At 64.8% G+C, this 13,004-nt stretch carries 14 protein-coding genes and 1 pseudogene; 9 read left to right on the top strand and 6 right to left on the bottom strand.

Going from position 1 to position 13,004, the window contains the following annotated elements; translation table 11 throughout:
- The first annotated feature begins 150 nt into the window (after positions 1-150).
- The gene (locus JI749_RS01640) at positions 151-1,296 is read left to right on the top strand and encodes a winged helix-turn-helix domain-containing protein (protein ID WP_233280827.1); all 1,146 of its coding nucleotides are present in this window, start codon (positions 151-153) and stop codon (positions 1,294-1,296) included.
- Here JI749_RS01640 and JI749_RS01635 read toward each other — a convergent pair.
- On the bottom strand, positions 1,293-1,787 hold the full coding sequence (locus tag JI749_RS01635) for a VOC family protein (protein WP_201657909.1): 495 nt from the start codon (positions 1,785-1,787) through the stop codon (positions 1,293-1,295). The two genes, JI749_RS01640 and JI749_RS01635, sit on opposite strands and share 4 nt — an antisense overlap.
- 132 nt (positions 1,788-1,919) lie before the next feature.
- Positions 1,920-2,684, bottom strand: a complete 765-nt coding sequence (locus JI749_RS01630) for an SDR family NAD(P)-dependent oxidoreductase (RefSeq protein ID WP_201657906.1) — start codon at positions 2,682-2,684, stop codon at positions 1,920-1,922.
- Between the two features lie 191 nt (positions 2,685-2,875).
- Between JI749_RS01630 and pncB the strand changes: the two genes are divergently transcribed.
- Together pncB and JI749_RS01620 are read left to right on the top strand one after the other, a co-directional pair.
- Complete coding sequence (pncB, locus tag JI749_RS01625) at positions 2,876-4,183, top strand: nicotinate phosphoribosyltransferase (protein ID WP_201657903.1); 1,308 nt, start codon at positions 2,876-2,878, stop codon at positions 4,181-4,183.
- Between the two features lie 121 nt (positions 4,184-4,304).
- The gene (locus tag JI749_RS01620; protein ID WP_201657900.1) at positions 4,305-4,565 is read left to right on the top strand and encodes a hypothetical protein; all 261 of its coding nucleotides are present in this window, start codon (positions 4,305-4,307) and stop codon (positions 4,563-4,565) included.
- Position 4,566: 1 nt separating this feature from the next.
- Here the strand turns inward: JI749_RS01620 and JI749_RS01615 are convergent, their stop codons facing one another.
- The 4 genes from JI749_RS01615 to tsaB all read right to left on the bottom strand — a co-directional run bounded on the left by JI749_RS01615 (position 4,567) and on the right by tsaB (position 6,923).
- Positions 4,567-5,370 (bottom strand): lysophospholipid acyltransferase family protein, encoded by an 804-nt coding sequence (locus tag JI749_RS01615; protein ID WP_201657897.1) that lies wholly within the window; start codon positions 5,368-5,370, stop codon positions 4,567-4,569.
- Positions 5,367-5,756 (bottom strand): Fur family transcriptional regulator, encoded by a 390-nt coding sequence (locus JI749_RS01610; protein ID WP_233280962.1) that lies wholly within the window; start codon positions 5,754-5,756, stop codon positions 5,367-5,369. The genes JI749_RS01615 and JI749_RS01610 overlap by 4 nt, the downstream gene beginning before the upstream one ends.
- Before the next feature lie 88 nt (positions 5,757-5,844).
- Positions 5,845-6,324 (bottom strand): ribosomal protein S18-alanine N-acetyltransferase, encoded by a 480-nt coding sequence (rimI, locus tag JI749_RS01605; protein WP_201657891.1) that lies wholly within the window; start codon positions 6,322-6,324, stop codon positions 5,845-5,847.
- A complete protein-coding gene (gene tsaB / locus JI749_RS01600; protein ID WP_201657887.1) occupies positions 6,321-6,923 on the bottom strand; it encodes a tRNA (adenosine(37)-N6)-threonylcarbamoyltransferase complex dimerization subunit type 1 TsaB in 603 nt (200 codons plus the stop codon). The genes rimI and tsaB overlap by 4 nt, the downstream gene beginning before the upstream one ends.
- Before the next feature lie 113 nt (positions 6,924-7,036).
- Between tsaB and lnt the strand changes: the two genes are divergently transcribed.
- The 6 genes and pseudogenes from lnt (at position 7,037) to rpoN (ending at position 12,938) form a co-directional block, all read left to right on the top strand.
- On the top strand, positions 7,037-8,650 hold the full coding sequence (gene lnt, locus JI749_RS01595) for an apolipoprotein N-acyltransferase (protein ID WP_201657884.1): 1,614 nt from the start codon (positions 7,037-7,039) through the stop codon (positions 8,648-8,650).
- A 69-nt stretch (positions 8,651-8,719) separates the two neighbouring features.
- Complete coding sequence (locus JI749_RS01590; RefSeq protein WP_201657881.1) at positions 8,720-9,334, top strand: ribonuclease D; 615 nt, start codon at positions 8,720-8,722, stop codon at positions 9,332-9,334.
- A 12-nt stretch (positions 9,335-9,346) separates the two neighbouring features.
- A complete protein-coding gene (locus tag JI749_RS01585; protein WP_201657878.1) occupies positions 9,347-10,000 on the top strand; it encodes a hypothetical protein in 654 nt (217 codons plus the stop codon).
- A complete protein-coding gene (gene lptA / locus JI749_RS01580; protein WP_201657874.1) occupies positions 9,997-10,452 on the top strand; it encodes a lipopolysaccharide transport periplasmic protein LptA in 456 nt (151 codons plus the stop codon). The genes JI749_RS01585 and lptA overlap by 4 nt, the downstream gene beginning before the upstream one ends.
- A pseudogene (lptB, locus tag JI749_RS01575) lies at positions 10,413-11,207 on the top strand (LPS export ABC transporter ATP-binding protein); the annotation flags it as partial. The gene lptA and the pseudogene lptB, both read left to right, overlap by 40 nt.
- Positions 11,208-11,429: 222 nt before the next feature.
- Entirely contained in the window at positions 11,430-12,938 is a 1,509-nt protein-coding gene (gene rpoN / locus JI749_RS01570) for an RNA polymerase factor sigma-54 (protein ID WP_201657868.1), read from the top strand.
- Positions 12,939-13,004 lie beyond the last annotated feature (66 nt).

Below are 13,004 nucleotides of genomic sequence, written 5' to 3'. Positions count from 1 at the left end.
CGCGCGGACCGTTAGGGTCGCTCGATTGAACGGCCGGTGATGGCGGCATTCAGTTTCCATTCAGGCCCAAGCCGTCCCGCCCTCCTGCCATCAATTGACGCTGCGCGGGGGCTTGGTTCTTCTGGTCCTGTTCAAGATTCGGATGCACCCGTGGCCAAAGCCCCACTTGCCCTCAGCCAGATTGCTGCCCGCCATATCTGGATCGCGGCGCAGCGCCTCGACACCGCGGCGCCCTTTGGCGACGGTCCGGCCGCGACCCGGGCTGCCATTGCCCATCTGGGCTATGTGCAGATCGATACCATCAATGTCATCGAGCGTTGCCATCACCACATCCTCTGGTCACGCATTCCGGGCTACCGGCGCGGCGACCTGGCGCAGAACCAGTCCGTCGACAAATCGGTGTTCGAATACTGGACCCATGCCCTGAGCTACGTGCCCACGGAGGACCTGCCGTTTTTCGTGCCGGCCATGAAGGCCTATCGCCACAAGCCGAGCGCCTGGTTCGGCAGCGTCACGCCCGACGAGGTGCGCAAGATGACGCGGCGCCTCAAGACGGAAGGGCCGCTGTCGATCCGGGACATCGACGATGACGAGCTGGTCGACAAAGACCATCCCTGGGCCAGCCGCAAGCCGAGTAAGCGGGTACTGCAGCTGATGTTCTACCAGGGCCTGGTGGCCATCGCCGCCCGACAGGGCATGGTCAAGACCTATGATCTGATCGGCCGCCATTTCGGCTGGACCGGCCAGCCCAAGGCGGCCACCGAGCGGCAGATCGTGGCCTACAAGCTCGATCGCGCCTTGCGCAGCCAGGGGGTCGTCAGCCTCGATTCGATCTGCCACCTCGATGCACCGGCCAAAAAGGCAGTGCGGGAGCTGATCGAGAGCCGCGTGCGGCGCAGGCTACTCGTTCCGGTCGCGATCGAGGGTGCCGAAAAGGTGGCGCACTGGGCCGAGCCCGCGACGCTCGAAGCCCTGACCGGCGAGCAGCCCAACCTGGTCCACATTCTCTCGCCCTTCGATCCGCTGATCATCCAGCGCAAGCGGCTCAAGCTCTTCTTCGGCTACGACCATCTCTTCGAGGCCTACATACCCGCCGCAAAGCGCAAGCTGGGCTATTTCGCACTGCCCGTGCTCATGGGCGACCGCATCGTCGCCGCGCTCGACCTCAAGACCGACCGAACTGCCGGGACCGTCTTGATCCAGAAGCGCACCGATTTTGCCGACGTCGGCGCCGAGGGCGAGCACGCGATCGAGGAAGCGCTAGGACGATTCCAGCGCTTCCAACTGGGCGACTAGCGCGGATCGTCAGGTCGCTTCGGCCCCGACTGCGCGAGGCTGGTCTGCAGATAGTCCATCGCCCTGGTCCATTGCGGATCACTCCAACGACGCATCATCTCGTCCTGGCTCACATCCTCGACGCGCTGTTGCAGCCACCAGATATTGCCGAACGGGTCGCGCACCCGACCCACCTTGTCGCCGAATGCGAGCATCGTGGGTTCGGTCACCACTTCGGCACCCGCCCGCACTGCCGCATCGAACGCCGACTGGGCATCCGGCATAAAGAGGCGAATGAATGCCGGCGTCGGCGCCCAGCCTTCGGGCGCGTCGAACATCATCACAACGCCCGATCCGATACGCATCTCGGCATGGCCGATCCGGCCGCCTACCTCCATCCGGCCCAGATCCTCCGCGCCAAAGGCGCGGGCCAGAAAATCCATCAGGCCAGCAGTATTCTGACCGATAATCCAGGGCGTGATCGTGGTATAACCATTGGGCACAGCGTTCATGGTCTAGCTCCGTCTTGATCTACGGCATCATGAACGCCCGGCCTGACAAACGGTGTCAGTATTGCTCGGTGAATTAGGAACTATGAGCCAGCCGGGTTTCGAGCGGATGATCCGGCTCGGCGACTAACGTCGCTATTGCGCGGTCCAGCCGCCATCCACCATCAGCACGGCGCCATTGACCAGGCCGCCAGCGGGCGAGGCAAGGTAGATCACCGCGCCCGCCACGTCGCCGATCGTGCCGACGCGCCCGATCGGCAGCCGGTCGAGCACGCCCTTGAGATAGTCGGGCTGGTCGAGCCGCTCGGCGGTGCCCGGCGTATAGATGAAGGTGGGCGCCACCGCGTTGACCGTGACGCCGCGATGGCCCCATTCGAGGGCCAGCACGCGGGTGAACTGGTCGACGCCCCCCTTGGTGGCGCAATAGACCGCATGGTCGCGGATGCCGACGCTGCCGGCCTGCGAACTGATATTGACGATGCGGCCCGCACCCTGCGCCAGCATGATGCGCCCAGCGGCCTGGGCGACGAAGAAGCTGCCCTTGAGGTTGACCGCCATCATGCCGTCCCAATCGGCCTCGGTCACGTCCTCGGCCGGGTGGTTGTCCCCGAGCCCCGCATTGTTGACCAGGATATCGACCGCGCCGAAATGCGCCCGGATCGCCGCAAAAGTGGGACCGATCGAATTCACATTGCGCACATCGAGGGTAAAGGCTGCCGCTTCGCCGCCTTCGGCCTGGATTTCACTGACCAGCCGGTCGAGCTTTTCCTTGTCGCGCGATGCCACGGCGACGCGCGCCCCGGCCGCCGCGACCGCCTTGGCCAGGCCATGGCCGATGCCCATGCTGGCGCCGGTCACCACGGCAACCTTGCCGGAAAGGCTGAAATCGGGATGGCTCATGGCGTCCTCGCATTCGGAATCGGTTGTTCAGGCTACCCCGAAACCAGCATTCCCAAAACGGGCAAGCGGCCGCCATCCGGGCCTAGCCTCATGGCCTTCCCTCCTGGGGGGCGATTTTGCCTTCGGCCGGTTCGAAGCTTTCATTCATCGGCGCGTCACGCTAAAAGCCGTGGCTGACAGTGGGGACCACCATGGCGACTTATACTGACATTGCCCGGCGGGTATACAACCACACCTGGAAGCTCGACCCCATCGTTCGCAGCCTCCTCGACACCGATTTCTACAAGCTGCTGATGTTGCAGATGATCTGGGGTCTCTACCCCAAGGTCTCGGCCACCTTCTCGCTGATCAACCGCACCAAGTCGGTGCGGCTGGCCGACGAGATCGACATCGAGGAACTGCGGGCCCAACTCGATCACGTGCGCACGTTGCGCTTCACCAAGAAGGAAATGATCTGGCTGGCCGGTAACAGCTTTTACGGCAGCAAGCAGATCTTCGAGCCGGCCTTCCTCAAGTGGCTGGAGGATTTCCGCCTGCCCGAATATCGGCTGGAAAAGCGCGACGGCCAGTTCGTGCTGGATTTTCCCGGCCTGTGGCTCGAAACCTCGATGTGGGAAATCCCCGCGCTCGCCATCATCAACGAGCTGCGCTCCCGCGCCGCCATGAAGCTTTATGGCCCGTTCACGCTCGACGTCCTCTATGCGCGCGCCAAGGCCAAGATGTGGGAAAAGGTGGAGCGGCTGCAGAAGCTCCCCGATTTGCGCATTTCCGATTTCGGTACCCGCCGCCGCCACTCCTTCCTGTGGCAGCGCTGGTGTGTCGAGGCGCTCAAGGAGGGGATCGGCGAGGCCTTTACCGGCACGTCCAACGTCAAGCTGGCCATGGACAATGATCTGGAAGCGCTCGGCACCAATGCGCATGAACTGCCCATGGTGCTGGCTGCCCTGGCCAAGACCGACGAGGCCCTGATGGCCGCGCCCTACCAGGTGCTGCAGGATTGGGAGAGCTACTATGGCGGCAATCTCAAGATCGTGCTGCCCGATGCCTTCGGCACCGACAGCTTCCTGCGCAATGCGCCCGACTGGGTCGCCGACTGGACCGGCTTCCGCCCGGACAGCGCCCCGGCCATCGAGGGCGGCGAACGCATCATTGCCTGGTGGAAGGAACGCGGCCGCGACCCGCGCGAGAAGCTGCTGATCTTCTCCGATGGCCTGGACGTCGACATGATCGAAGAAGCCTACCTGCATTTCGACGGCAAGGTGCGCATGGCCTTCGGCTGGGGCACCAACCTCACCAACGATTTCGAGGACTGCGCCCCCGAGCCCAATCCGGGGCTGATGCCCATTTCGATCGTGGCCAAGGTCAGCGATGCCAATGGCAGGCCGGCGGTGAAGCTGAGCGACAACCCGGCCAAGGCCACTGGCAATCCCGACGAAATCGCCCGCTATCTCCGCATTTTCGGCGATGCCGGCAGGGTCAACCACCCCGTAAAGGTCTAGTGGAACCGATTGCAACCGGCGGCATTACCGGTTGTGGAGAAAGCCCCGGCGTCCCGGCGGCGTTTACGCCTTGGGAACCATGCCGCACTAGCCTTCTGGCGGGGGCTCCATCAGGGGCCGAATGGAATTGCAGCTTATCGATATCAACGTGCGCGACAAGCAGGCGCATCCGCGCCTTGCCGGACGCATGACCGGTCACGTCCGAGCCGTGCTGCAGGAAACTGTCGGCGGCAAGGACCAGACCCACGAATTGACCATTCCTGTCTGGGCCGACCTGCCCGAGGGGACCAGCGACGCCGATATCGACATGGCCCTCATGGTCAAGGCCGCCGACATCATCGGCCGGCTCAAGGCCAACCTCACCCCTACGCCGTCCCCTTAGGTCAGGCCCTGATCGCCGGCAGGTTCCGCCCGCGATTGAGCGCCACCAGCATGGCCCGTACATCGTCCTCGGCCGCCTTGGTCACCTGCTTGCGGTTGTCCGTATCGCGTAACGGCCGCGGCGCACCGAAGGCCACCGTGACCTCCTTGGTCGGCCCCCCCAGGATTTCGCGAATGTTGCGGCCCGCCGACTTGGACTTGATCCAGGCGATCAACGACCGCTCGGTGCGGCCCACCGGCAGTCCCTGCAGCTTGGTATAGGCGATGGTCAGCGGCTGGATCATGACGTCCTGGGCGCCCGCCGCCAGCATGGCATGCTGGGCCGCTCCGACCAGCGCCGAGCGGAACGGCAGCACGTGGGTACCGATATCGGACTGGCCCTCGGCAAACAGCAGCACCGCATTTCCGCCCGCCATGTGCGCACCCATTTCCGAGGCGGTGCGGCCGGTATCGCTGCGCCGCGTGCGATCGACGAAGATGGTCTTCTGCAGCCGCGCCATCATGCCCACGAAAAACCAGTCGGCGACCTCGCGCTTGGCGACGAAGGTGACATCGGCCACCGAGCCGACGGCGACGATGTCGGTCCAGGAAATGTGGTTGGAAACCAAGAGGGTCGGCCGTCCGGTCGCCGGCTTGCCCACCACGTTGACCCGCAGGCCCAGGAAGATGCAGCCGATCCGATGAAAGAAGCGCGGCAGCACGTTCCAGAACGGCAGCTTGAGCGCGTTGATCACCGCCTGGGCCGGTATGACCACAATCATCACCGGCACGAGCACGAAGAGGAAGAACAGGACGCGGAAGATCATTTTTTGCTTTTGTCGGCGCTTTCGATCGGAACGGCATAGAGTTCGAGCCGATGGTCGACCAGGCGATAGCCCAGCCGCTTGGCGATGACCTCCTGGATGGCCTCGATTTCCTCGTTGCGGAACTCGATGACCATGCCGCTGCGGATATCGATCAGGTGATCGTGGTGTTCGTCCGGGATCAGCTCGAACCTCGCCCGGCCATCCTTGAAGTCATGCTTGGTGACGAGCCCGGCTTCCTCGAACAGGTTGACGGTCCGGTAGACGGTCGAGAGCGAGATGCGGTCGTCCACCGCGGAGGCGCGCCGGTAGAGTTCTTCGACATCAGGGTGGTCCGAGGCCGCCTCGATCACCCGCGCGATGACGCGCCGCTGGTCGGTCATGCGCATGCCCTTGGAGACGCAGGCCTCTTCAAGCGTCGGGTCAGTCTGGCTTCTGCTCACGCTCGCGCTCCCAACCGGTCCATGTCCGACCGGGTTACCCAAGATCACGCGCCATGACAAGCGCGGTGGCCTGCGACCCATCGGCCTTGGGATAATAGCCCTTGCGCGTGGAAATGGTGGCAAAACCCTCACGCTGGTAGAGCTTGATGGCAGGCGCATTTTCCTCGCTCACTTCGAGGAACATCTTGCGCGCCGGCGACAGCAGCAGGTCGTCGAACACCGCCTTCATCAGGGCCTGGCCGATGCGTTTGCCGCGCCATTTGGGATCCACGGCAATGGTGAGGAGTTCCGCCTCGTCCTCGACCACGCGGATCAGCGCGAAGCCGGCGATGCGACGCCTGGGGTCGCAGGCCACGTAAACCGGCGTATCGGCATCGCCCAGGAAGCTTTCGAACTCGCCCGCCGGCCAGCCGCGGTAGAAGCCCAGCGCATGGATGCGCGCCAGTTCCTTGGCATCGCTCATCCTGCCGGGCTCGATATGCAGGCCACCTGGGGCCATCCACAGCTTGATCATGCGCCCCGCCTTTCGATCCGCGCCGCCGTCTGCGGCTTGGCATCGGCATCGCGGATATAGTTCGGTTCGGGCGGATTGCCAGCCGGGTCGAGGGTCGCGCCGTAGCGTGCGAGGGCGGCGATATCGACGAAGGGCGTGGTGATCAGCGTCGTGCCCGGCACGATCGCCGCCTGGGCGATGACCATGGGCACCAGCTCGCCCGCCGTCATGGGCTGCCCCGGCCCGGCAAAGGTCTGGAAATAGGCTTCGCCCCGCCGCGCATCGAGCAACACCATCGCCGGTCCATCGGCGGCCAGCGACAGGGCCACCAGGCTTGATACGCCGATCACCGGTATCCCCCGTGCCAGGCCGATGCCGCGCGCGGCGCTGAGGCCGATCCGCAAGCCCGTGAACGAACCCGGCCCCGTCGTCGTGACCACCCGCTCCAGGTCGGCATAGCCCACCCCGTTGCGGCCAAGCAGCGCGGCGATCCGGCCGAAGATCAGCTCGGCATGGCCGGTGGCGATCTCGTCGATCGCCATGTCGGTGTGACCATCGTCGAGCAGCAGGCCCAATTGCAGTCGCGGCGCGGCGGTGTCGATGGCTAGCGTAATGGTCATGCATCCGCTCTAGCGCCGTGTGCTTGATGTGTCGAGCCACCAACCCCGCCTTGACGCCCCACCCCGTCGCGGCGACCTTGCGGCATGCTTCCTGATTCGCCGAGCACCACCCGATGACCTGGCTGGCCGAGAATGCCATGCTGAGCCATGGCTGGCGGCGCTTCCTGCTGCTGGTGCTGGCGGGAGCCATTGCCGGCCTTTCGGTACCGCCGCTCTTTGTTGTGCCGGCTTTGTTTGTCGCCTTCCCGGTCTGGGTCTGGTGCCTCGATGGGGCCGAGCGCGTCCGGGGCTGGCGTCGTCTCGTCGGTCCGGCCTTTACCATCGGCTTTGCTTTCGGCTGGGGCTATTTCACCGTCGCCTTCCATTGGCTGGGTGCCGCCTTCTTCGTCGATGGCGGGATCATGCTGGTCGTCATGCCCTTTGCCATCCTGGCGCTGGCAGCCATGATCGCCTTTTTCTGGGGCGTGGCTTCGGCGCTGGCGCACCTGTTTTGGTCGCATGGCGCCTGGCGCATCGTCACGCTGGCGACCTTCCTCACCATTGCCGAATGGGCTCGTGGCCATGTGCTGACCGGCTTTCCCTTCGACCTGCTCGGTTATGCCCTGACGCCCACCGACGAGATGATGCAGATCACCTCGGTCATCGGCATCTATGGCCTCACCTACCTCGCCGCGCTCCTCGCCATGACGCCGGCACTGATCTGGCCGGCCGACGATCGCAGCCTTTCCCGCCGGCTCCTCCCGCTGTTCCTGGCGCTCCTCGTCATCGCCGGCCAGCTCGCCTATGGCTACAACCGCCTCGTCGGCACCACGGCCACCGAGCGGTCCGACATTTCCCTGCGCCTGGTGCAGCCGCTGGTCTATGAGCATGCCGATTTCGGCAATGTCGACCCGGTAGCGCTGATCGACCGCCTGCTGATGCTCTCGGACATGCGCATGGATCCTTCGGACCAGGGCCTGGCCGACATCACCCATCTGGTCTGGCCCGAATCGAGCCTCCCCTTCTTCCTCGCCACCTATCCCGAGGCACTGGCCCGCATTGCCCGCCTGCTGCCCGAGGATGCGACGCTGCTGACCGGCGCGCCGCGCCAGCAATATGAACCCGGCGCCACGGAGGCATCCGGTCCGCCGTACAATTCGCTCCTGGCCATCGACACCAATGGCGAGGTGATCGCCAGCTATGACAAATCCCATCTGGTGCCCTTCGGCGAATTCCTGCCCTTTGGCGAGTTCTTCGCCCGGCTGGGCATCAAGCAATTCGTGCCCGGCGCCGAAGGCTGGGCCCATGGTGACGGGCGCCGGCGCCTGATGAGCCTGCCGGCCACGCCGCCCTTCCTCGCGCTGATCTGCTACGAAATCCTGTTTTCGGGCGATCTCGGCGACACTTCGGGCGCTCAGTTCCTGCTCAATATCACCAATGACGCCTGGTTCGATGGCTCCATCGGTCCCGCCCAGCATGCCCATCACGCCCGCATCCGCGCCGTCGAAGAGGGCATGAGCCTGGTGCGCTCCGCCAATACCGGCCTTACCTTCGCCACCGATCCGCTGGGGCGTATCACGGCCGAGATCGCGCCCCAGGAAATGGCCGCGCTCGATGTCCGCCCGCATGAACGGCTCGCCACCACAGTCTTTGCGCAGGTCCGCCATTGGCCCCTGCTGATCGCGATCCTGGCGGGCCTGCTCATCTCCCTGGCCGCGGCGCGCGCCGATCGCCGCCGCCCGCTCTAGCTGCGCCTTTGCCTTTCCATCGCCCCCTTGCTGTGTCATCACGGGGATACATCCAATTGCGAGTAAGCCATGACCATCCGACTGCATCGCGGCGATCTGCCTGACCTTGGCCGCTTTGGCCGCGAGGTCGCTGTTGATACCGAGACCATGGGGCTCGACCCGCATCGCGACCGGCTCTGCGTGGTCCAGCTCTCGGCAGGCGATGGCAGCGCCGATATCGTGCAGCTTCCCCAGGACGCGACCGAGGCGCCCAACCTGGTCCGCTTGCTCGCCGATCCCGGCGTCACCAAGATTTTCCACTATGCCCGGTTCGATGTGGCCGCGCTCAAGCAGCGCTTCGGCGTGGTCACCGGCCCGCTCTACTGCACCAAGATCGCCTCACGCCTCGTGCGCACCTATACCGATCGCCACGGACTAAAAGACCTGGTGCGCGAACTGCTCAACATCGACCTCTCCAAGCAGCAGCAGAGCTCGGACTGGGGTGCAGACAAGCTGACCGAGGCGCAGCTCGATTATGCCGCCTCCGACGTGCTCTACCTGCACGATCTCAAGCGCCATCTCGATCGCATGCTCAAGCGCGAGAACCGCATGGAACTGGCGCAGCAATGCTTCGACTTTCTCCCCACCCGCTGCGAGCTCGATCTGCTGGGCTGGCAGGAAACCGATATCTTCGCCCATAGCTAGAGGCGCCTGCCCATGACCCTGCATGCCGATGCAGCCCAGCGCCTGGCGATCTACCGGGGCCTCGAAGCCCGCAACCGGCTCGTGGCGATCCTGCGCGTCGGCGTGCCGGCCCTGGGGGCAGTCGCCCTTTCGGCGCTGCTGCTGCAGATCTACATGTCCAGCCAGACCGCGCGCTTCGGCATTAGCCAGATCGTGGTTTCGCCCGACAGCATCAGCGTGGAGACCCCCGAATATTCCGGCGTGCTGGATGACGGGACCGCCTATCGCGTTTCGGCCAGCTCGGCCCGCGCCGCCGTCGAGGCGACCGATCGCATCGGGCTTTCCGATGCCTCGCTAACCATGGTCAAGCCCGACGGCGTGACCATCCAGGTCGATACGCCTGCCGCCGTTCTCGATACGACCGGGCAGATCGTCGAGATCGAAGGCATGGCAGAGGTCAGCAACTCGCTGGGCACGTCGGGCGTTCTGCGCAACACCGTGTTCGACTATGTCGCCCAGCGCCTCACTGGCACCGGCAAGGTCGACATCGACTATGCCGACGGCACCAAGCTTCTGGCCGAAGGCCTCACCTATGACGCGGCGGCGATGGTCTGGACATTCACGCGTGCCACCGTCACCTTGCCCGATACGCCCGGAGCCAACCAACCCGCCATGCCCACACCATGATCAAGCGCTTCTTGCTGGCCGCCATCCTGCTCCTGCTGGCGCTGCCCGCCTTTGCCCAGCAGCCGGTGCAGATCACGTCAGATCTGTTCACCGTCGATGAGAAGACCAAGGAAGCCGTGTTCACCGGCAACGTCGTGGTGGTCCATCCCACGGTAAAGGTCTGGGCCGACAAGGTCGTCGCCGTCTATGGCCAGGAGGGCCCCAGCGATATCGAGAGCTTCATCGCCTCGGGCAAGGTGAAGCTCGAGACCGACGAGCAGACCGCGACCGGCGACCAGGCCGTGTTTACCCCCGGTGACCAGTTGCTGCGCCTCACCGGCAATGTGGTGGTCATCAATGCCAGCGGCACCATCCAGGCGGGCGAACTGGTGGTGAACATGGAAACCAATGTTTCCACCTTCACCAGCTCGGGCAGCAGCGGGCGCGTCACCGGCGTGTTCACCAGCCAATGACGGACGCTCCGGCCAAGCCGCGTATCGACCAGACCGGGTGGCTCGTCGCCCATAGCCTGGCCAAGAGCTTCGGCAAGCGCGTGGTCGTGCGTGACGTCTCCATCGCCGTGCGCCGCGGCGAGGCTGTTGGCCTGCTCGGGCCCAACGGCGCCGGCAAGACGACGGTCTTCACCATGATCATGGGGCTGGTCAAACCCGATGGCGGCTCGATCAGCCTGGATGGTCGCGAAATCACCCGCCTGCCCCTGTTCCAGCGCGGCCAGCTCGGCATCGGCTACCTGCCGCAGGAGCCCTCGATCTTCCGCGGCCTCAGCGTGCGCGGCAACATCATGGCGGTGCTGGAAAACCATGTGAAGGGCAGGGGGGAACGCCAGGCCCGGCTCGAGGCACTGCTCGACGAATTCTCCATCCGCCACCTCGCCAGGTCCAATGCCCTGGCGCTTTCGGGCGGCGAGCGCCGGCGCGTCGAGATCGCCCGCGCCCTCGCCGCCGATCCGGTCTTCATGCTGCTCGACGAACCTTTTGCCGGCGTCGATCCCATCGCCGTCAACGAGGTCAAGGGCCTGGTGCGGCAGCTGACGCGCCGCGGCATCGGCGTGCTGATCACCGACCATGCCGTGCGCGAGACGCTGGGCCTGGTCGATCGGGCCTACGTCATCCATGGCGGCAAGGTGATGATTCAGGGCCGCCCCGAAACCATCAGCGCCGACCCCGACGCAAGGCGGGTGTATCTGGGCGAAGGGTTCGAGCTCTAGGCTGCGACCCATTGGGCAAATCGCTCCAGTGGAGCGATTTGAGCAGACTAGGCCATGAGAGCTACGCTCGAATGGCCCAGATGTCCCGGACCTTCAATCTCCCTCCGACGCGCTATGACACTGTAAGGTCAAGACCTAGGCCATGACTTGGCACAGAACTTGCCCTCAGCCTCAAATTGAGTCATGGTCCGGCCGAAAACGCCACTCAAGGGTCTCGATTTAATGGCACTTTCGCCGCGTCTGGAATTTCGTCAGGCCCAGAGCCTGACACTGACGCCGCAACTGATGCAGTCGATCCGGCTGCTGCAGCTGAGCCACCTTGAGCTCAATGATTTCGTCGACGCCGAGCTGCTGCGCAATCCGCTGCTCGAACGCGAGGATGGCGGCGAACCCGGCGAGGCCGAGCCAGCCGAAATCCCCGAGCGTTCCACCGAGATCAGCGCTTACGAAGATACTGTCGAGCGCGGCGAGCGCATCCAGGACGCGGCCTCCATCGCCGATGGCTATGACACCTCGGTCGACAACGTCTTCCCCGACCAGAGCGCGCAGGATCAGCTCAATCCGCAGAGCCGGCTCGACCGCAATGGTTCCAGCGAGGCCGGCGAGGCGCCCGACATCGACCAGTTCGTCGCCAGCCGCCCGCTGCTGAGCGAGCACCTGGAAGCGCAGGCCAACATGCTCCTGCGCACCCCGGCCGATCGGCTGATCGCCCGGCACCTTATCGACGGTCTCAACGAAGCCGGCTATCTCACCGCCGATCTCGATGCCCTCTCGGAGCAGCTCGGCGCCGAACGTGCGGACATCGATGCCGTGCTCGAGGCGCTCCAGGGCTGTGACCCCATCGGGGTCTTCGCCCGCTCGGTGCCGGAATGCCTTGCCATCCAATTGCGCGACCGCGACCGCCTCGATCCGATGATGCTGGCCTTGCTCGACAATATCGGCATGCTGGCCGAGCACAACATGGCCGGCCTGATGAAGGCCGTGGGTTGTGACCGCGAGGATCTCGCCGACATGCTGGCCGAAATCCGCCAGCTCGACCCCAAGCCGGGCCTCGCCTTTGATAGTGGCCCGGTCGAGGCGGTGGTGCCCGATGTCTTTGTCCGCCGCGGCCCCGATGGCGCCTGGCAAATCGAGCTCAACACCGAGACCCTGCCGCGCGTGCTGGTGAACCGGGTCTACTACGCCACGGTGACCAAGAAGACCCGTGACCCGGCCGAAAAGGCGTTCCTCTCCGATTGCCTGGCCACTGCCAACTGGCTGACCAAGAGCCTCGACCAACGGGCGCAGACCATCCTCAAGGTGGCCGCCGAAATCGTGCGCCAGCAGGATGGCTTCCTCACCCACGGCATCGCCCACCTCAAGCCCATGACGCTCAAGATGGTGGCCGAAACCATCGACATGCATGAATCGACGGTGAGCCGCGTCACCTCCAACAAATACATGGCGACCCCACGCGGCCTCTACGAGATGAAGTATTTCTTCACCACTGCCATCGCCTCCAGCGACGGTGGCGGCGACCACTCGGCGGAAGCGGTGCGTCACCGCATCAAGCAGCTCATCGATGCCGAAGCCATCAGCGATATCCTCAGCGACGACACCATCGCCGAAGTGCTGAAAAAAGAGCAGGGCATCGACGTGGCCCGCCGCACGGTGGCGAAATACCGCGAGGGCATGAATATCCCCTCGTCGGTGATCCGGCGCCGGCAGAAGAAAAATCTGGAGAAGGCTTGAGGGCCTTTGGCCAGTGCGGGCCTACTCACCCACCGGCCGTCACCCTCGGGCTTGACCCGAGGGCGT

It is taken from the genome of Devosia oryziradicis (assembly GCF_016698645.1).
Classification (GTDB): domain Bacteria; phylum Pseudomonadota; class Alphaproteobacteria; order Rhizobiales; family Devosiaceae; genus Devosia; species Devosia oryziradicis.
Note: the sequence above shows the minus strand (reverse complement) of the source record. Positions and strands in the feature narration are given on the sequence as shown.